At 34.9% G+C, this 19,495-nt stretch carries 20 protein-coding genes, 5 tRNA genes and 2 pseudogenes; 14 read left to right on the forward strand and 13 right to left on the reverse strand.

What is annotated here, in order from left to right; genetic code table 11:
- The coding region (locus G581_RS12185; protein WP_204365486.1) for a hypothetical protein at nt 1–236 on the forward strand (236 nt) is incomplete at its 5' end.
- 192 nt (nt 237–428) lie between these two features.
- Here G581_RS12185 and G581_RS12400 read toward each other — a convergent pair.
- From G581_RS12400 to G581_RS0100825, 5 genes and pseudogenes are all read right to left on the reverse strand, one after another.
- Nucleotides 429–608 (reverse strand): helix-turn-helix domain-containing protein, encoded by a 180-nt coding sequence (locus tag G581_RS12400; protein ID WP_083962519.1) that lies wholly within the window; start codon nt 606–608, stop codon nt 429–431.
- Nucleotides 586–663 (reverse strand): annotated as a pseudogene (locus G581_RS12405) (IS200/IS605 family transposase); the annotation flags it as partial. The gene G581_RS12400 and the pseudogene G581_RS12405, both read right to left, overlap by 23 nt.
- 236 nt (nt 664–899) lie before the next feature.
- Nucleotides 900–1,202: an ATP-binding protein gene (locus G581_RS0100815; RefSeq protein WP_028844187.1), complete on the reverse strand. Its 303-nt coding sequence runs from the start codon at nt 1,200–1,202 to the stop codon at nt 900–902.
- Nucleotides 1,203–1,399: 197 nt separating this feature from the next.
- Nucleotides 1,400–1,474, reverse strand: a tRNA-Asp gene (locus tag G581_RS0100820).
- Between the two features lie 8 nt (nt 1,475–1,482).
- Nucleotides 1,483–1,555 (reverse strand) — tRNA-Val (locus G581_RS0100825).
- A 335-nt stretch (nt 1,556–1,890) separates the two neighbouring features.
- Between G581_RS0100825 and G581_RS0100835 the strand changes: the two genes are divergently transcribed.
- Nucleotides 1,891–3,108 carry a bifunctional 3,4-dihydroxy-2-butanone-4-phosphate synthase/GTP cyclohydrolase II gene (locus G581_RS0100835; RefSeq protein WP_028844188.1) on the forward strand — a complete coding sequence of 406 codons (1,218 nt, stop codon included), beginning with the start codon at nt 1,891–1,893 and terminating at the stop codon, nt 3,106–3,108.
- Here G581_RS0100835 and G581_RS0100840 read toward each other — a convergent pair.
- A tRNA-Arg gene (locus G581_RS0100840) sits at nt 3,109–3,182 on the reverse strand. It abuts the gene before it with no gap.
- Nucleotides 3,183–3,250: 68 nt separating this feature from the next.
- Between G581_RS0100840 and guaB the strand changes: the two genes are divergently transcribed.
- The 8 genes from guaB to G581_RS11865 all read left to right on the forward strand — a co-directional run bounded on the left by guaB (nt 3,251) and on the right by G581_RS11865 (nt 9,542).
- Nucleotides 3,251–4,711: an IMP dehydrogenase gene (gene guaB, locus G581_RS0100845; protein WP_028844189.1), complete on the forward strand. Its 1,461-nt coding sequence runs from the start codon at nt 3,251–3,253 to the stop codon at nt 4,709–4,711.
- A gap of 2 nt (nt 4,712–4,713) precedes the next feature.
- Nucleotides 4,714–6,246 (forward strand): glutamine-hydrolyzing GMP synthase, encoded by a 1,533-nt coding sequence (gene guaA / locus G581_RS0100850; protein WP_028844190.1) that lies wholly within the window; start codon nt 4,714–4,716, stop codon nt 6,244–6,246.
- Between the two features lie 7 nt (nt 6,247–6,253).
- A complete protein-coding gene (locus G581_RS0100855) occupies nt 6,254–7,141 on the forward strand; it encodes a polyprenyl synthetase family protein (protein WP_028844191.1) in 888 nt (295 codons plus the stop codon).
- A gap of 1 nt (nt 7,142) precedes the next feature.
- On the forward strand, nt 7,143–7,889 hold the full coding sequence (locus G581_RS10150; RefSeq protein WP_038064534.1) for a TlyA family RNA methyltransferase: 747 nt from the start codon (nt 7,143–7,145) through the stop codon (nt 7,887–7,889).
- A gap of 403 nt (nt 7,890–8,292) precedes the next feature.
- Nucleotides 8,293–8,526 (forward strand): hypothetical protein, encoded by a 234-nt coding sequence (locus G581_RS0100865; protein ID WP_028844192.1) that lies wholly within the window; start codon nt 8,293–8,295, stop codon nt 8,524–8,526.
- 1 nt (nt 8,527) lies between these two features.
- A tRNA-Gly gene (locus G581_RS0100870) sits at nt 8,528–8,600 on the forward strand.
- Nucleotides 8,601–8,608: 8 nt separating this feature from the next.
- Nucleotides 8,609–8,681 (forward strand) — tRNA-Cys (locus G581_RS0100875).
- An 18-nt stretch (nt 8,682–8,699) separates the two neighbouring features.
- Entirely contained in the window at nt 8,700–9,542 is an 843-nt protein-coding gene (locus tag G581_RS11865; RefSeq protein WP_028844193.1) for a deoxyribonuclease IV, read from the forward strand.
- On the opposite strand, the gene G581_RS0100885 is transcribed toward G581_RS11865, so the two are convergent.
- From G581_RS0100885 to G581_RS0100900, 4 genes are read right to left on the reverse strand one after another with little or no spacing between them, the layout of a single operon-like run.
- A complete protein-coding gene (locus tag G581_RS0100885) occupies nt 9,523–10,401 on the reverse strand; it encodes a phosphoribosylaminoimidazolesuccinocarboxamide synthase (protein WP_028844194.1) in 879 nt (292 codons plus the stop codon). The genes G581_RS11865 and G581_RS0100885 overlap by 20 nt on opposite strands.
- 3 nt (nt 10,402–10,404) lie before the next feature.
- Entirely contained in the window at nt 10,405–11,178 is a 774-nt protein-coding gene (thiD, locus tag G581_RS0100890) for a bifunctional hydroxymethylpyrimidine kinase/phosphomethylpyrimidine kinase (RefSeq protein ID WP_028844195.1), read from the reverse strand.
- The gene (locus G581_RS0100895; RefSeq protein WP_028844196.1) at nt 11,175–11,972 is read right to left on the reverse strand and encodes a YihY/virulence factor BrkB family protein; all 798 of its coding nucleotides are present in this window, start codon (nt 11,970–11,972) and stop codon (nt 11,175–11,177) included. The genes thiD and G581_RS0100895 overlap by 4 nt, the downstream gene beginning before the upstream one ends.
- The gene (locus G581_RS0100900; RefSeq protein ID WP_028844197.1) at nt 11,969–12,763 is read right to left on the reverse strand and encodes an amidohydrolase family protein; all 795 of its coding nucleotides are present in this window, start codon (nt 12,761–12,763) and stop codon (nt 11,969–11,971) included. Before G581_RS0100900 ends, G581_RS0100895 begins: the two co-directional genes overlap by 4 nt.
- 164 nt (nt 12,764–12,927) lie before the next feature.
- Between G581_RS0100900 and G581_RS0100905 the strand changes: the two genes are divergently transcribed.
- The 4 genes from G581_RS0100905 to G581_RS0100920 all read left to right on the forward strand — a co-directional run bounded on the left by G581_RS0100905 (nt 12,928) and on the right by G581_RS0100920 (nt 16,744).
- Nucleotides 12,928–14,757, forward strand: a complete 1,830-nt coding sequence (locus G581_RS0100905; RefSeq protein WP_028844198.1) for a 4Fe-4S binding protein — start codon at nt 12,928–12,930, stop codon at nt 14,755–14,757.
- A 174-nt stretch (nt 14,758–14,931) separates the two neighbouring features.
- On the forward strand, nt 14,932–15,492 hold the full coding sequence (locus G581_RS0100910; protein WP_028844199.1) for an isochorismatase family protein: 561 nt from the start codon (nt 14,932–14,934) through the stop codon (nt 15,490–15,492).
- Entirely contained in the window at nt 15,489–16,139 is a 651-nt protein-coding gene (locus tag G581_RS0100915) for a histidinol phosphate phosphatase domain-containing protein (RefSeq protein ID WP_028844200.1), read from the forward strand. The genes G581_RS0100910 and G581_RS0100915 overlap by 4 nt, the downstream gene beginning before the upstream one ends.
- Complete coding sequence (locus tag G581_RS0100920) at nt 16,136–16,744, forward strand: tetratricopeptide repeat protein (protein ID WP_028844201.1); 609 nt, start codon at nt 16,136–16,138, stop codon at nt 16,742–16,744. The genes G581_RS0100915 and G581_RS0100920 overlap by 4 nt, the downstream gene beginning before the upstream one ends.
- A 143-nt stretch (nt 16,745–16,887) precedes the next feature.
- Here G581_RS0100920 and nth read toward each other — a convergent pair whose 3' ends face one another.
- The 3 genes and pseudogenes from nth to G581_RS0100940 all read right to left on the reverse strand — a co-directional run.
- On the reverse strand, nt 16,888–17,520 hold the full coding sequence (gene nth, locus G581_RS0100925; RefSeq protein ID WP_028844202.1) for an endonuclease III: 633 nt from the start codon (nt 17,518–17,520) through the stop codon (nt 16,888–16,890).
- Nucleotides 17,513–18,553 carry a zinc-dependent alcohol dehydrogenase family protein gene (locus tag G581_RS0100930; RefSeq protein WP_028844203.1) on the reverse strand — a complete coding sequence of 347 codons (1,041 nt, stop codon included), beginning with the start codon at nt 18,551–18,553 and terminating at the stop codon, nt 17,513–17,515. Before G581_RS0100930 ends, nth begins: the two co-directional genes overlap by 8 nt.
- A 302-nt stretch (nt 18,554–18,855) precedes the next feature.
- Nucleotides 18,856–19,227 (reverse strand): annotated as a pseudogene (locus tag G581_RS0100940) (D-galactarate dehydratase); the annotation flags it as partial.
- Nucleotides 19,228–19,495: the final 268 nt, after the last annotated feature.

Genomic DNA, 19,495 nt, shown 5'->3' on the forward strand with positions numbered 1-19,495 from the left:
TTTTCTATAACTTCACCATCCGATGTAACAGCAAAAGATTTAATGCCCATATCTATACCAATAGCTTTATCAGGGATGGGTTTTTAACTGGTTCATACAAGGCAGAAAAACAGGCATACCACCTGTTACATTCTCTTTTGATGGTGCAGGTTTTAACAGTGCCATCAATATTCCTATGCAGTTTAATCTTAATAGTTCCTATCCTGGAAAGTTTAAGCCCTTACGGAGTTATCTGAAATGCAGGCTGTTGTGGGTATGTGATAGAGTCGTATCTTCCTTCCCCCTTGAATCTCGGGTACCCAGCTTTGCCGTTTTTCTCTTTAATCCTTCGAAAGAATCCTTGAAATGCTCTATCCACCCTAAAAAGAACATCTTGAAGGACTTGCGAATGTATCTCCTTTAGGGATTCAACAATTTGTTTATCGGATTTAAGGATTTCCTGCTGTTTGATCCGGGAAAGTCCTTTGCCAGTCTGCTCGTAAAGGATTTCTTCTATCCAAAAGACAGGAGTTGTAGAGGATACGGCACATATCCAAGGTCCATTCAAGTTTTTGGACTTGCTTCTTTGTAGGGTAAAGACGATATTTATAGGTCTTGGCTTTCAACATAGCGTTTCAAGTCCTCAAGTGTTACCTGTCCAGTCGATGCAAGAAAATAAGATGGCACAGAGTGATTGCCTTTATCCAATATATATTTCATAAGGAAAGAATAATATAAAACTGAATCAACATTCAAGGGAAAAATCGCCTTTCATCCCCTCCCTCACGGAAGGTGACTTCTCGGCGAGGTAGTTAAAAGATAATAATTTTATAGCAATTTATTTTAACCGGGGTAAGAAGGGACATAAATTTCAAATTTAGTTCCTCTCTGAGGTTCGCTTTCAACAAAAATAAATCCCCTCAATTTCTAAACAACATTATAGACTGTTGTAAGGCCAATACCTGAGCCTTTCTCTCCTTTTGTTGTAAAAAAAGCTCAAATATTCTTTCCTTTGTTTCACTGTCCATACCTATACCTGTATCTGTTATGGTTAGATATACATATTGTCTTGCAAAATCTCCTCTATCTGAAACTAAATTCTTAAACTTATCAGGTATAAACTTTAATCCTGCCTTTATTGTTATCTGTCCACCTTCTGGCATTGCATCCTGAGCATTCAGTACAATGTTTGTAATTATTTTTTCTATATCTGTTTTATCCACAAAAAGAGGTGTTATATGAAATTAGACAGATATTTAATGCCAGATTTACAGAATAGACACAATTTTATTGACAACTGCCTAACCTTTATCAACAGCAAGATTAATTATCTTTCTGATTGTTGAGATGTGTATTTTAACTGCCAAGAACAAGGCGTGGATGAAGAGAATTTTTTTTTATTTTTTATTAGGTTTGTTTACGGGGTGGACGGGACTCGAACCCGCGGCCTCTTGCGTGACAGGCAAGCGTTCTAACCGAGCTGAACTACCACCCCACCTCAAATGGGCGGAACAGGTATCGAACCTGTGACCTCAGCCTTGTAAGGGCTGCGCTCTCCCATCTGAGCTATCCGCCCATACTACTTAAACTACTACAATATTTAAGGATTTGTCAATGTTGCAAAATTCCTCAAAACAATCTCCCTGAAAAGTAATTGTTTCCTCAGAATTGAAAATAGAGGTAACCATTCTTTAACCTAATTAACGGTAAATTTAATAAATGGAGGCTATCAGAATGTATACCATTGGAGCAGGTAATTATAATAACATTCTATCTAATAACAAATGTGAGTGTCACGTCTTCACAATAGAGTTTAAGGCAGAATTTCTTCAAAAGTTTCATTTTTTTTGAAAAACTCAGCAATTTTTGATAAAATTAAAAATTAAATTACACTGGAGGTTAAAATTGGCCATTAAAAAACAGGAATTTAAATTTAACACAATAGAAGAAGTTATTGAAGATGTAGCACAGGGTAAAATGGTTATACTTGTTGATGATGAAGATAGAGAAAATGAAGGAGATTTATTTATTGCCGCAGAAAAGGTGACTCCTGAAGCAATAAACTTCATGGCAAAGTATGCTCGTGGACTTATATGTTTATGCTTAACTCCCGAAAGAGTTGATGAACTACGCCTTCCATTGATGGTAGATTTGAATGAATCTCCTCATCAAACAGCTTTTACTGTGTCGATTGAAGCAAGAAAAGGTGTTACAACAGGAATTTCAGCCTATGATAGAGCAGTAACAATTCTTACAGCAATTGATCCAAAAACCAAACCTGAAGACCTAGTAAAGCCAGGACATGTATTTCCTCTGAGAGCACAGAGCGGAGGAGTTTTAAAAAGAGCAGGACATACTGAAGGAGCTGTTGATCTTGCACGTCTTGCAGGGCTCTATCCAGCAGGAGTAATCTGTGAAATCATGGATGAAGATGGAACAATGGCAAGAGTTCCTCAATTAATGGAATTTGCTGAAAAACATGGGGTCAAAATTGCTACTATTAAAGACCTGATTAAATATAGAATGAGGAATGAAACACTGGTCAGCAAAGTTGCAACAGTTCAATTACCCACAGATTATGGAGAATTTAAAGCAATAGCATATACAACAATGATTGATAACAAAGTTCACCTTGCACTTGTTAAAGGAGAGATAAAGCCTACAGATGAAGTTCTTGTAAGAGTTCATTCAGAATGTCTTACAGGCGATGTTTTTCTTTCAAAAAGATGTGATTGCGGATCTCAACTTCATAAAGCTCTAGCAATGATAGAGGAAGCAGGCAAAGGCGTGTTTCTTTATATGAGGCAAGAAGGAAGAGGTATTGGACTTCTAAATAAAATGAAAGCCTATGAATTACAGGAAAAGGGGTATGATACAGTTGAAGCCAACATAAAGCTCGGATTTAAGCCTGATTTAAGAGATTATGGCATAGGAGCTCAAATTCTAGTTGATCTTGGTGTGAGGAAAATGAAGCTTATAACCAATAATCCACGTAAAATTGTGGGTTTGGAGGGTTACGGTCTTAAGGTTGTTGAGAGAGTGCCAATTGAAGTTAAACCAAATGAAAACAATAAATGTTATCTGAAAACAAAAAAAGACAAACTCGGACATTTACTAACAAAGGTATAACGCGCCTGAGAGGATTTGAACCTCCGACCATCGGCTCCGGAGGCCGATGCTCTATCCAGCTGAGCTACAGGCGCATCTTTGATAGATTATAGCAGAAGAGCATATTTTTGGTAAAAATCTCTTATATAGGAGTTAAAAAACAATGAAAGAAAGTGAGATTCCAATAGGATTAACTTTTGATGATGTATTACTCATGCCTGCTAAATCAGATGTTATCCCAACTGAAGTGGATGTCAGTACTTCTTTTACATCGAATATAAAACTGAATATTCCAATTTTGAGTGCTGCAATGGATACTGTTACAGATGCAAATCTTGCAATTGCAATTGCAAGAGAGGGAGGTATTGGGGTGATCCACAGGAACATGCCTCCTGAAAGACAGGCGTTCGAAGTTGATAAAGTAAAAAAATCGGAAAGTGGAATGATTGTCGACCCAATTACTATCAGTCCTGATGCACCAATTTCAGAAGCACTGGCTTTAATGGAAAGATATAGAATTTCGGGTGTGCCGGTTACTGTCAACGGAAAACTTGTTGGAATAATTACAAACAGAGATCTGAAATTTGAAAGAGATTTTACAAAGAAAGTTGAAGATGTAATGACCAAAGAAAGGCTGATAACTGCAAGAGAGGGTATAACACTTGGAGAAGCTCAGGAAATACTTCATAAATATAAAATAGAAAAGTTGCCAATTGTTGATAATGATTTTAATCTTAAGGGTTTGATAACAATTAAAGATATTGAAAAAAAAATAAAGTATCCAAATGCCTGTAAGGACCATATTGGAAGACTGCGTGTTGCAGCAGCGGTAGGAGTGGGAGAAGCTGCAATCTATAGAGTAGAACTACTCATAAATGCAGGAGTTGATGCAATAGTAATTGATACAGCCCACGGTCACAGTAAGGCTGTCATTGAAACATTGAAAGAATTAAAGAGAAGGTTCGATATAGATATTATTGCAGGTAATATAGCAACACGTGAGGCTGCAGAAGACCTTATTGAGGCAGGCGCAGATGCGGTAAAAGTAGGGATAGGACCAGGTTCAATCTGCACTACACGAATTGTCGCAGGTGCGGGAGTTCCTCAGCTTACAGCAATAATGGAGTGTTACAGTGTAACATCAAAATACAATATTCCATTGATAGCTGATGGAGGAATTAAGTATTCAGGAGACATTACAAAGGCTCTTGCAGCTGGTGCCCATTGTGTAATGATAGGAAGTCTCTTCGCAGGTACTGATGAAGCCCCAGGTGAAATAATACTGTATCAGGGAAGAAGCTATAAAACTTACAGAGGAATGGGTTCACTTGGTGCAATGCAGGGCGGCTCAAGTGACAGATATAGACAGGAATCAGTAAAACCTGAAAAGCTTGTTCCAGAAGGTGTTGAAGGCAGAGTACCATACAGAGGACCTCTTTCAAAAAGTATCCATCAATTAGTCGGTGGGCTTAAATCTGGAATGGGGTACTGTGGCTGCAGAACATTAGAAGAATTAAGGAATAAAGCAAAATTTATTAAAATTACAAATGCTGGATTAAGAGAAAGTCATGTTCATGACGTAACAATAACAAGGGAGTCACCTAATTACTCGATTGAGGACTGAAAATGCAGGAAATTTTAATTATTGATTTTGGATCCCAGTACACCCAGCTAATTGCAAGAAGAGTAAGAGAATTTAAAGTTTACTCTGAAATTATTCCATGTACAGCTCCTTTTGCTGAAATTAAAAAAAGAAAACCAGCTGGCATTATACTTTCAGGTGGCCCATCAAGCGTTTTTGACGAAAATGCACCAACTATAAATATTGAACTGTTTAAGCTCGGCATTCCTGTACTTGGAATATGCTATGGAATGCAGCTTATAACTCATCTTCTTGGTGGAAAGGTTACAAAAGCAGAAAAAAGAGAATATGGCAAGGCTATATTAAAGATTGATGACTTTTCAGATATTTTCAATGAAATTCCAGATGAAACAGTAGTATGGATGAGTCATGCCGATAAAATAATAGAAATGCCTCATGGATTTATAAGACTGGCTCATACAGAAAATTCGTCTTATGCTGCAATTGCAGACAGAAATAAAAAGATATATGCACTTCAGTTTCATCCTGAAGTTGTACACACTCAGGAAGGCAAAAAAATACTTCATAATTTTGTTTTCAAAATATGTGGATGCTCTCCAACGTGGGATATGCATTCTTTTGTAGAAAGAGAAATAGAATATATAAGAAAAACTGTGGGTAAATACAGGGTTGTATGTGCTTTAAGCGGAGGAGTGGATTCAACTGTAACAGCAGTACTTGTTCATAAAGCGGTTGGAGATGCTCTGACATGTATATTTGTTGACAATGGCGTTTTAAGAGCAGAAGAACGTGAAAAAGTTGAAGAGACGCTGAGGAAGAATTTTCATATAAATTTGAAGGTGGTTGATGCATCTGAAAGATTTTTAAGAAAACTAAAAGGCGTGAAAGACCCTGAAAGAAAGAGAAAGATCATCGGAGCGGAATTTATTAAAATTTTTGAAGAAGAAGCAAAAAAGATAGAAGGTGTTAAATTTCTAGCCCAGGGAACGCTTTATCCTGATGTTATAGAGAGTGTCTCATTCAAAGGACCTTCTGCCACAATTAAAAGTCATCACAATGTTGGTGGACTTTTGAAACGTATGAAACTCAAGCTAATTGAGCCTTTGAGAGAGCTCTTTAAAGATGAAGTAAGAGATCTTGGCAGAGAACTTGGAATTCCTGATGAAATTCTTTATCGACATCCATTTCCCGGACCGGGTCTTGCAATAAGATGCATCGGAGAGGTAACCAGAGAAAGACTCGATATGTTGAGAAAGGCTGATAAAATTGTGCTTGAAGAGATTAAAAAATCAGGATGGTATAAGAAAGTATGGCAATCTTTTGCAGTGCTTCTTCCTGTAAGAACTGTTGGAGTAATGGGAGATGAAAGAACTTATGAACATGTAATTGCAGTAAGAGCAGTACACAGTGTTGATGGAATGACAGCAGACTGGGTTAGACTTCCCTATGAACTGCTTGAAAAGATTTCAAATAGGATAATTAATGAGATAAAGGGAGTTAACAGAGTTGTCTATGATATAACGTCCAAGCCACCTGGAACAATTGAGTGGGAGTAAATAAAAGTTGAGTTTTGATCTTAAAACATATCTGCTTATAAAAAAAGAAAAAATTGAGCAGTTTATAAATTCCTATTTTAATCCACCTATAATACCTTTAATTCTTCATGAATCAGTTTTATACTCTCTTACTGCTGGTGGAAAAAGATTGAGACCTATCCTCTGCATCGCTTCTTATGAAGCCTGTGGTGGCACAGAAGATATATCTGCCTATGCCGCTGCAATAGAATTCATTCACACATACTCTCTTATTCACGATGATCTGCCAGCAATGGATAATGATGATTTAAGGAGAGGTAAACCAACAAATCACAAAGTTTTCGGTGAAGCTATCGCAATTCTTGCAGGAGATGGACTGTTAACAGAGGCTTTTACAGTACTATCCAATCCAGATTATGCAAATATAAAACCTCATGCTCTGATAGATGTTATCTCTGAAATCTCTACCGCATCAGGACTGAGAGGAATGGTTGCCGGTCAGGCTTATGATTTAATATATGAGGGAAGAGATCCAGATGCCGGAATTGTTGAACTTATTCATCGTTACAAAACCGCTGCAATAATCACAGCATCTGTAAAATCAGGCGCAATTCTTGCGGCTGCTGATGATGACCAACTCAAAAAAATGGCTGATTATGGCCTCTGCATCGGGCTTGCATTTCAGATTATTGATGATATTCTTGATATTGAAGGATCTACAAAGGAGATGGGAAAACCCAGAGGCTCTGATGCTGAAAGAGGGAAAATGACATATCCAAGAGTCTTTGGAGTTTTAGAATCCAGGAAAAAAGCAAAAGACCTCATTGACAGAGCATTAAACGCACTTGAAATATTTGACCATAAAGCTCAACCATTAAGAGAAATTGCAAAGTATATCATAAATCGCACATCTTAAAGTGAAGATCCGTTTAGATCAGTTACTTTTTCAAAAAGGAATAACAGAAAGCAGGGAAAAAGCAAGGGCGTTTATTCTTGAAGGAAAAGTTATTGTAAATGATCAAAAAATTGAAAAACCGGGCACAATGGTTGATGAAAATGCAAAAATTGAATTTTGTGGTGAAACAATCTCGTATGTCAGTCGAGGAGGACTCAAACTTGAAGCAGTTATAAAAGAATTTTCAATAGAGCTGAAAGATAAAGTAGCTATGGATGTCGGCGCAAGCACAGGAGGATTTACAGACTGTCTGCTTCAGTTTGGTGCAAAGCGAGTTTATGCTGTAGATGTTGGATATGGACAGCTTGCATGGAAACTTCGAACCGATCCAAGAGTGATTCCAATAGAAAGAACAAATATAAGATACATGTCGCGAGAGAAGATTTCTGAAGAAATTGATATAGTAACTGTTGACGTATCTTTTATTTCTCTCAGGCTTGTAATTCCAAAGGTGATTGAGTTTCTTAAACAAGATGGCAGTATAGTGGCTCTTATCAAACCGCAGTTTGAAGCTGGCAAAGGAGAAGTCCCTCGTGGAGGAGTTATTAAAGATGTTGAAAAAAGAAAAAAAATTGTTATGGAAATAAGAGAATTTTTTGAGAGTTTAGATTTAAAAGTGATTGGTGTTATTCAATCTCCTGTTTCAGGACAGAAAGGAAATATTGAATACTTAATTTATGCTGTAAAGTGCCAAACTAAAGATAGTTAAGATGTAGCATAAAATTTTTTCACTGTTTAAAAATATTTCCAGAATTTTTGTCATAATAATCAGAATAGAATTTCAAAAACCTTATAACTTCTTGAAACTATTTTTTTAAAATCATGGCATTGGTTCATATCTGCGTAAACGATTAAAATAATTTCGGGGAATAACTATGAAACCTAAAGTAGTTATCACTCACTGGGTGCATCCTGAAGTGATTGATTTTCTAAATCAATATTGCTAAGTATTTCCAAATCTAACCCGCGAAACCCTGCCAAGAGAAGAAATTATTCACAGAACAGACTGTCGAGGATCTGTATCTGTTATCAATTTTTCACATAACATATAATATTCTACCCCGCCTAATGCAACATTGACATAGATAAAGATTTTATGATAAGTTTTTTACATGCTGTCCTTTTTTAAAAGATGGAAGAGAAATAATAATTTAAAAAAATTTGATAAACCTTCAAAAGATTTTGATGAACTCTGTGAAAAACTTTTGAAACGAGCAGAAGAGCTTGAAAAATTTGCAAATCAACGAATAAAAGAGTTAGAATTAAAACTGGATTATACAGAACAGCAATTAACTGTTTTCGAGAAACTGATAGATTCACTTGATCCCAAAAAAAGAGTTAATTAATGCGGGTGTAGCTCAGCTGGTAGAGCACAACCTTGCCAAGGTTGGGGTCGCGGGTTCAAATCCCGTCGCCCGCTTTTTTATTGGCGACGTACCCAAGTGGCTAAGGGAGCGGTCTGCAAAACCGCCATTCGCCGGTTCAAATCCGGCCGTCGCCTTCAAGCAAATATGATAAAGTGAGAGCCTTAGGTGTTCATACCTCAATAAAAAATAGTATTCTAAATGCATTTGAAGAAATTAATAACCTTCAATGCAATACCTTTCAAATTTTTCTTCACAGCCCCAGAGTATGGCAGATTCCAGAGTTTGACAGCGAAACTATTGATAATTTTCGACGCTTAAGACAAACAAACGCACTCAATCCCTGTATTGTTCATGCTTCATATTTAATCAATCTTATTTCTTCAAATCCCAAAACAATAAATTCTTCCAGATTTCTTCTTAAAAGAGAGGTATTAATGGCTGATGCACTCGGTGCTGATTACTACGTTATTCACCTTAAAGACAATGCCTCAATGCAAAAAGAAGAAATATTCGATAAAGTAAGAATAGCATTCAAAAAAATAGAAAAACTTGAAACATGTAGAATTTTGATAGAAAATACAGCGAAGAGCAAAATAACCGCCAGTATTCCTGATTTAGTAGAAACATTTAACAATGTTAGCACAGAAATTGTTGATGGTATCTGTATTGATACATGTCATTTATTTGCTGCAGGATATGATATTTCTAAAAAAGAAGGTATCTTAGCATTTAAAAGAGAATTTGAAAATTTAGCGGATTTCGATTTAATAAAACTCATTCATCTTAATGATTCAAAAACTCCTGCAGGTTCAGGTATAGACAGACATGAACATATTGGCAAGGGATATATTGGCATTAAAGGATTTGAAAATTTTTTAAAAATCAAACAAATGTCTTATATTCCTCTAATACTTGAAACTCCCAAAAAATCACCGCAGGATGATATAAAAAATCTTAATGTTGTGAGAGAAATCCTCAGGAAGTTAGAATCCTGAAAATTTCCTCATATCTTTCCTGGGTTTTCTGTACAATATCAGGAGGTAACTCAGGTGCAGGTGGTTTTTTATCCCATTTTATCGAGATAAGATAGTCTCGGATAATCTGTTTATCAAAACTGTCCTGAGACTGTCCTGGTTTATAATCCTTTATTGACCAAAAACGTGAAGAATCTGGAGTTAATAGTTCATCAATCAAAATAAGATTCCCATCATAAATTCCAAACTCCATTTTTGTATCAGCAATTATAATGCCTTTTTTTTCTGCGATATCAGAAGCTCTTTTATATATTGCAAGTGATAAATCTCTAACTTTTTCAGCAGTCTCTTTCCCGAGAATTTTAACGGTTTTGTCAAAACTTATATTTATATCATGTCCTTCCATAGCCTTTGTACTCGGTGTATAAATTGGCAGAGGTAGCTTTTCTGATTCAGTAAGTCCATCTGGAAGCTTTATTCCGCAAACCATTCCTGTTTTCTGATACTCATTCCATCCAGACCCGCTAAGATATCCACGAACAATGCATTCAACAGCAAGGGGCTTTGCTTTTCTGACAAGCATGCTTCTTCCTTCAAGAACTTCACCGTATACCTGTAAAGGCTCAGGAAATTCGCGGACATTTGAGGAAACAATATGATTTTCAACGATGTCTTTTACCTTATTAAACCAGAAAAGAGATATCTGCGTTAAAATCTTTCCTTTCCCTGGAATTCCGTTTGGCAAAACAACATCAAAAGCAGATACCCTGTCTGTTGCTACAATCAATAAATAATCTTCAACCTCATAGATATCTCTAACCTTACCTCTTCTTATAAACTTTACTCCCTGAAGATTTGTTTCGAGAATTACTTTTTGCATTCTTCACTCCTTTGGGATTATTAAAAGTTTTATTCCATGACCTATTTTTAAAGATTTCTCAATTGATCTCTTAACAAAATTCTTGGAAGCTTTAAGTGCTTCTACAGGCTTATAACCATGACATATAAAAGAAACAAAGGCAGATGAGAAAGCACATCCAGTTCCATGAAACTGTCCAGAGATTTTTTCTCCTTCTGCTTTATAAAAATTTTTACCGTCATAAAGCATATCCGGAACAGTATTATCAAAATGTCCTCCTTTGATAATAACAGTTTTTGTCCCCATTTGATATATTTTTTGTGCAACTTTGTAAAAATCATCGATTTTTTCAATTTTAGTTGATGTGAGAAATTCAGCTTCAGGAATATTTGCTGTGATTGCCGTAGAAAGAGGGACTAGCTCTTCCTTAAGAAGCTTAAATGCATCATCTTCTATTAATTTTGCTCCAAGAGTTGCATTTATCACAGGATCAATAACCAGATTTTGAAGGTTGAATTTTTTAACACTATCAATAACACATTGAACAGCTTCTTTGCTATAAAGCATCCCTGTTTTAGCCGCATGAGGTTTGATGTCCTTAATAAGAATCTCAAACTGTTTCATTATTGTTTCTCCAGACAGAGGATAAACTGAAGAAAATTCCTGAGTGCTCTGAGCAGTAACAGCGGTTATCACAGTTAATCCATAAACATTTAGTGCATGGAAAACTTTCAAATCCATCTGGATTCCTGCACCAGACGTTGGATCAGAAGCACCTATGGTTAAAGCTACTTTCATTTTCTTTCAATATTTTTTATTACTTCTGCTCCGTATAGAAAAACTGCCCAGCCATAAAAAAGCCACATAAGCAGTGCCAGAAAAGTTGATACTGAACCGTAAAGGGTGCTTATTTTAATAATTTTTAAAACATAAAAAGTGAACACATACTTTGCAACTTCTATCAATACTGTTGTAAGTAAGGCTCCAATTAAAATGGAATTAAGTTTCATTTTTTTATTTGGTAAAATTTTATAAAGCAAAGTGGAAATAACAAACATTAATATAAAAGGCAGAAGATGTGTTAAAAAAAAGCTCAACGCAAGGCTTAACTCTGAAATTCCCAGAGGCTGAAAAAATTTGAAAAGATATGTAAGAGTAAAAGAAATTGCAACAGTAAAAGTTATTAAAATTATTATAAAAAAAGACATTATAAAGGACATTATAAAATGTCGTTTCCTGGAGTTTTTAAATATTTTATCAAGAGAAAATTCAATTGATGCAAAAAGCTGAAGAGAAAAAACACCATAAAGGATTAAAGATACAGTGCTTACTCCCTTTGAAGCAAGAATTTTTTTAAGTTCCTTTATAAAGTCCAACTCTATTTGCGGGAAAAAACTAACCAGTTTTGAATAAACAAATCTCACAACTCTTTCTTCCTGCATGATATTCAGTAATACATTAACAATAAACATACTCAATGGAATTAATGAGAGGATTGAAAAAAAAGAAAGCGCAGCACTTAAAAAAACTCCTTCATCTTTGTAAAAATCTTTCAGACTTACAAAGAGAGCCCTTAAAAGTTTTGAAATCATTTTATATGAAGCAGTTTTTCCGCGTTTATATGGAATATTTTTTCTTTAAGTTGTTCCGGAAGATTGAGTTTTTTAACATTCTCAATCTCTTGACCCTGGTCAGCCCAGGGAGAGTCTGTTCCAAAAAGAATATAATCTTCAGGATGCTTAAGAATTAATTCTTTAACTTTATCATCAGGCATCCATCCAAATGAGAAAGATATTTCCATAAAAATATTTTTACCAATCATTAATTTTTCAACCATATCCCATTCTTTCCATGCTCCAAGATGAGTTGTAATAAATTTTAGTCCAGGAAATTTATTTATAACATTCATTATTCGCTCTGGAGAAGCTATATCCCACTCAGGGAAGGCTATATCATATCCACAGTGCATAACAATTAATAAGTCATTTTCAACTAAAGCTTCATAAATTGTATAAACTTTTTCATCATCAATTGAGAACTCCTGATAAAATGGATGCATTTTTATTCCATGAAATCCTTCTTTTTTTATAAGTTTTATATGTTCTTTAATATAGGTATCATCAGGATGAATTGAAGGCAGTGGAATAATTCTTTCTGAACGAATTTTATCACTCCATTTAACAATTGAGTCAAATTGTTCAGGTCTAGTTGCGATATTACATAAAACAGAGCGTGTAATCCCATTTTTATCCATTGAACGAAGAAGATCATCAATGGTGCCATTCAGGTATGCTTTGACTTTGCTTTTTATCTCAAGTTTTTGTATTGCTCTTTCAGCTATATTATCAGGAAATGCGTGTGTATGAAAGTCAATTATTTGCATAAAAGATATTGTATCTATAAAATAATGAATTTATCAAATATCCATCAAATTACCCTCTGCCTGACTTAAAGATGAAGTTTGTATATCAATTTTTTATCCTCTCAATGCATTTCTATGGAATAACTTTATGCTAAAATATTCTAAATATTTTAAGAGGTTTTCTTTTGCAAATAGGAGCTGTTTTTTGTAGTTGTGCAGGTCAGATAACTGAAAAAATTGATTTTAATGAACTTCGAAATTTGATAAGCGATCAAGTAGCATGGGTTGAAAAGTTTGAACTGGCTTGTTCTACAGAAGCACAACAAAAACTTATTGAATTACTGGCTGAAAGAAAACCCGAGGGTTTAATTATGTTTGCATGTTCTCCTCAAAATAAGGGTTCCCTATTTAAACGCATTGCCATACAATCAGAAATCAACCCATACATGGTAAATATTGTTAATATTAGAGAACAGGTTGCATGGGTTACTGAACAAAGAAAATCCGCATTAAAGAAAACCTATTCTGTTTTCAGAGGAACATTAGAACGATTAAAACAACAAAAGCCTCTGTTTGATAAAGAATTTCCAGTCTGCACTGATATTATGATTGTTGGAGGAGGCATAGCTGGAATTAAAGCAGCGATTTCACTTTCAAAGGCTGGCAGAAAGGTATATCTGGTAGAAAAAGAATCGTCATTGGGCGGTAAAGTTGTTAAATATGAAAAGATTTTTCCTGACCTTGCCTGTGGACCATGCATGTTGCATCCAGTTGTCGAGGAAGCTTTAAATAGCAACATAGACTTGAGACTTAACTCCGAACTTAAAGAATTAAAAGGCTATTATGGTAGTTTATTTGTTAAAATTGTTTCCAGCCCAATTTATGTAAATCCTAAAAAATGCATTGGATGTTCTGCTTGTGAAGAAGTATGTCCTGTTCAGGCTATAAAAGTAGATACTACGTCTTTACCTGTAATTGCAAAAATTGATTTTAATAAATGTCTTAGTTTTAAAGGTCAGAATTGTGATAACTGTGTGAAAGAATGTCCTGTTCCTGAGACCATAAATTTCAATGCTACTGAAAGTGAGGAGATTTTAAAAGTTGGTGCTGTTATCCAGGCAACAGGTTTTGAATTAATGGATTGTAGTCAGATTCCAGAGCTTGGCTATAAACGATTTCAAAATGTTTATAATGCTCTTGAATTTGAGGAGATTTTAAATTCAGATGGTCCTACGAAGGGAGAGTTAATAACTGAAGATGGAGATATTCCTCAGAGGATTGCAATTATTCACTGTGTTGGAAGTCTTGATGACGAGTATTTTCCATATTGCAGTAAAATATGTTGCCAGTATGCCTTTAAATTTAACAGAGTTATAAAACAGAGTCTTCCTCAAGTAGAATGCATACATTTTGTTAAAGAAATAGCATTGCCAGGTAAAAATGCATATAAACTTTATTTGCAGGCTATAAAAGATCCTCTTACTAAAATTTTACGATATCAGACTCTAAAGGATTTAAGAGTTGATAAAGAAGATTCATTGATTGTTTTTTTTAAAAATAATAAGATTCCATGCGATATTATTGTTTTATGTCCGGCAGTTGCGTCGGATAAAAAAATAGAAGATGCTTCCGGTGTATTCTTAACAGGTTCTGCCAAAGAAGCAATGACAATACAGGAAGCAATAACAGATGCAATGGCCCAAACTGGAGAGATTTTTTTATCATTAAAAGAAAGTTGCACTATCACCAAAGAACCATTTATAGCGACAATAGATAACAATAAATGCAGTTCTTGCGGGATTTGTTTATCTCAATGCCCGTATATGGCAGTGGAGATTGAAAACAATAAACCCAAAATTATTGAAATCTTATGCGAAGGATGTGGAATATGTGTTGCATCCTGTCCTTCCATTGCTATTCAGCTTGATGGTTATTCAGATGAAGAAATCTTATCTGAGATAGATGGAATACTAAAGGGTATTGACGAGATATCCTATGGCAGTAATTCTGTTTGATGCTTGTGAATTAACTTTATTCATGATGAGATAGTTACTGGGGTTAAACTCGGTCATGCAATTTTAATGTGGATTTTAGCGTGGCAAAGTTATAAATAAACTGTATAATTACCCAAGCTTTCAACATAGATGATATAATAAAATTTCTAAAAGAAGTTATTAAGGGAGGAACGAATGGAAATTCAAAGATTTTTAATAAAACCTGAAGATGCATTAGTTGTAATAATTGATGTTCAGGAAAAGCTGGTTAAAGTTATGGAAGAAGAAATTTTTAAAAAAATATTAAAAAATATTGTTATGCTTATTGAACTTTGTAAACTATGTCAAATACCTGTTGTTTTTACTGAGCAATATCCAAAGGGATTAGGTCAAACCTTGAATGAAATTACCAGTATGTTGAATGGTAAAGCCATTGAAAAGATTTCTTTTAGCTCAGTTGATGAAGAAAAATTTATAACTAAAATAAAAGAGCTTGACAGAAAAAAAATCATTCTTACTGGTATGGAAACTCATGTTTGTGTGTGGCAGACAGCCCTTGATTTGCTTTTAAGAGATTACCATATTTTTGTACCAGATGATGCCGTGTGTAGCCGTAGAAAAGAGGAATGGGAAACAGGGCTTGAGCTTATCAAAAATGCTGGTGGAGTAATAACATGCACTGAAACACTTATCTTTCAGATTCTAAAAAAAGCAGGAACTGATGAATTTAAAAAAATGCTGGAGCTTGTAAAATGATAGATTTTCATATCCACAGTGTTTTCAGTGATGGGGACCTTATCCCTGCAGAAATTATCCGAAGAGCTGAAGCGATCGGCTACAGAGCTCTAGCAATAACTGACCACGCAGACCAATCAAATATTGACTGGATCATTCCAAGAATCGTAAAAATCTTTAGAGAGATTCAACCCTTTACTTCCTTGATCTTGCTTCCAGGTGTGGAGTTGACACATGTTCCACCGCAGATGATTCCTGATATGGCAAAGGAAGCAAGAAAACTTGGAGCTAGGATTATTGTTGTTCATGGGGAAACATTAGTCGAGCCTGTTAAAGAAGGAACAAATAAGATGGCTTTACAGTCAGATATTGATATACTTGCTCATCCTGGTTTAATAACAGAGGATGAAGTGGTTGAAGCTAATGAACGCGGTATTTATCTTGAAATTACATCAAGGAAAGGACACAGCCTCAGTAATGGACATGTTGCAAAGCTAGCGTTAAAATGTTCTGCAAAATTGGTTATAGACACTGATTCTCACTCACCAGATGATTTTATATTAAAAGACTTTGCAATTAAAGTATTAAAAGGTGCTGGTTTAATAGAAAAAGAACTTTACAGTGTTTTTGAAAATATGGAAGAAATTTTAAGGAGGAAAATTTCGTGAAACATAAGACAGAGGATGTTCAGACCTTCAAAGAAAAACTGTTTGTTCAGAAAAAAAAATTAGTGATCGGAATTTTTATATTTATTGCTGTAGTTTCCTGTATCACAGGATTTTATATTTACCATTTTAAACAGCAAACTGATGCAAAACAGCTTGAATATGAAGCATATAAATACTATTTCCAGCAGAAGTTTTCTCAAGCAGGTAGTTTATTCGCTCAGGCTTATGAAAAAAAGAAAAATGTAGTATATCTTATTAATGCTGGTTATGCTTACTCTTTAGCAGGGGATGATAAAAAAGCTATTGAATATTTAAATAAAGTATCCGGCATGGAAGATGAGAATTTCTCAAATCTTGCGAGATTTAAAATAGCAATGATTTATCTTAAGAATAATGATAAAGCATCAGCAATTAAATTTTTAAACGAGATTTTGAATTCTAAGACTCAAACAATGAAAGATGTTGCATTATTTAAGCTTGCAAAAATATCAGACAAAAAAGAGGAAGCTCAAAAATACTATCAAGACTTAATTAATAAATTTCCATCTTCTCCTATGGTGGAATCTGCAAAAGCTGAATTACAGAAATTAGAAACCTCCAAATAACCTGTATGCTTACATAAATATTATGGATAATCATTCAACCAATAAAGGCTAAATGAACTATTTTATAGAATTCGATAGTTTTTAATACTAGTTGAGATACAGTTCATGATTAATTCACATTGTATTGTCAATCAATAAATTTTCTAGATTCTACTGCTTGGACAGAGGTCATTTAATGGGCACTCTTTATGATTTGGTGCTTTTGCCTTACAGATTTCTCTTCCAAGCATAATAAGTAAATGAGAAAGCTTACCCCACAGTTCATGTGGTGTAATTTCCATCAAATCCTGTTCAATCTTTTCTGGATCAGTATTTTCAGTAAGTCCAAGAAGCTTTGAAATTCTCTTGACATGAGTGTCAACAGCAATTCCTTCATTTATTCCAAAAGCATTCCAGAGCACTATGTTAGCTGTTTTCCTTCCAACCCCGGGTAAACTGACAAGCTCCTCCATTGATTTTGGAAGTTCGCCATTAAATCTATCTATCAGTACCTTTGCCAGATTTTTTATATAATTCGCTTTATTTTTATAGAAATTTATGCTCTTTATATCTTCCTGCAATTCCTCCAGAGGAACATTTGCATAATCATAAACAGTTTTATATTTTTTAAAGAGCTTTTCCGTCACCTTATTTACATTTACATCAGTGGTTTGTGCTGAAAGAATGGTGGCCACAAGCAAGTCCAAGGCTGTTTTAAAATTGAGTGCTGTTTTTACATCAGGATATCTTTTTTCAAGTCTTCGTATTATTTCTAAAACTTTTTCCTTTTTATTCATCTTTCCTTTCTATTTTTAATACTTTTGCACCTTTTATTTTTCTGTTTTTTATGTCAATTAAAGCTTTGTTAGCTTCTTTGAATGGATAAATCTCTATCTCTGGCTTAATTGAAATCTGAGAGGCAATTTTCAAAAATTCTTCAATATCATTTCTTGTAATATTTGCCACTGATTTAATCTCTTTTTCAAGCCATAAATCCCGTGAATAATCCAGTTTTAAGAGTTCCTCTTTATCAGAGTCTTGTTTTCTTATAGCGTTAATAACAAGCCTACCTGCTGGCAAAAGATGTTTAAGCACCTCTATTGTAGGTTTCCAAACAGGAGTTGTATCAATCGCTACGTGAAGCTTGAAAGGAGGTATACTGTCAATATCATCTGCCCAGTATGCACCGAGGTTCAGTGCAAGCTGCCTTTCTCTTTCAGTTCTTGAGAATACAAAAACTTTTGAATCTGGATACAAAAATCTGATCATTTTTAAAACTAAATGTCCTGATGCACCAAATCCAACAAGTCCTATATTATGCTTATTTTCTGGATTTGCAAGCTTTAGAGATCTGTATCCAATTGCACCAGCGCAGAAAAGTGGAGCAGCCTCTTCAAAAGTAAAATTCTCAGGTATTTTGAAAGCGAATTCTGTATTAATCTTGAAATATTCCGCATATCCACCATTAGAGTCTTTTCCTGTTGCCTTAAAATCCGGACATAAATTTTCAAGCCCTCTTTTACAGAACTCGCAGTTACCACATGCTGAATAAATCCATCCAGCACCTGCTCTATCTCCAATGTTGAACTTAGTTGGGCCTTTACCAACATCTACAACTTCACCAACAATTTGATGCCCCGGAATAATTGGATAAAAAGAAGGAGTTGCTCTACCTTCTATTTCATCAATTTCTGTATGACACACTCCACAGGCCCGAACCTCAATCACTATTTCATCTATACCTGCCACAGGATTTTCAACTTCAATAAGTTTTAATAGCTGTGGATTATCATTCAAATCAGAAACTTTCTCAATAACAAATGCTTTCATTTAAATCTATTATACAGAATAAAAAGACTAATCACAAAAAATAAATCCTATTAATGCTGAGCACGCTGATCAAAAAGTAGCTCCCCATCCAAGAACCATTTTAGCTTCAAATTTATCCGATAAATCCCCTTCCTGCTGTGGAAACACTAGCACTATCCAATGCATTTATAAATGCACAAACAAAGAGGAGAAAATATGTCACGTACAATAATTTCGACTTTTTGCTACAAAAATGATAACGGGAAAGCAAACTTCAGACCTCCTTCCCCGTTATCATTTTATCATTAAATAAAATTTAATAATTAAGCACTTGGATATAGACGCGTCAATACAAATTCCTTCTGTCCAAGAGCTTCAGCACAAGTAAATTTCCCTCTTGCAGTTGCCACCATGCAGTCCATTACCTTATCAGCAGCAGCAAGATCAAGCTCACGAGTCAAAAGGCCGCTAACATCCACGTCAATATGTTCTGCCATCTGAGTGGCAGTTTTTGGATTTGCAGTAATCTTAACTACTGGAACAATAGGATTACCTACAATATTTCCCTGACCTGTTATAAAAAGATGGAGCACTGCTCCAACAGCTCCCATTAAAGTAACGAATTCTGCAGCTGCAGAAGAACTGTCCATAAAATGTAGCCCTGGTCCTGCAGGTGCTTCAGCCATATCAAGCACACTGTTACTTATTCTTTCTTTTTTCAAAGAGTTCTTTTAAAATCTGAGATGCTTCATAACAAAGCGGTATAATCCGCTTCACTTTGGTTTTTGGTCTCCCAGTCCGGAGGTTAAAATAAAATTGTGTCTGATTAATGGTTATATTAGTGATAATATAGGGGAATGGAAAAACCTAAAAAAGATAATAACACAGGGAAACGAAAAAAGAAAATCAATACAAGGGAGGAGACCATGCAAAAAATTAAAGAGATGGGCTTAGAAGATCTTG

This window comes from Thermodesulfovibrio thiophilus DSM 17215, from assembly GCF_000423865.1.
Classification (GTDB): Bacteria; Nitrospirota; Thermodesulfovibrionia; order Thermodesulfovibrionales; family Thermodesulfovibrionaceae; genus Thermodesulfovibrio; species Thermodesulfovibrio thiophilus.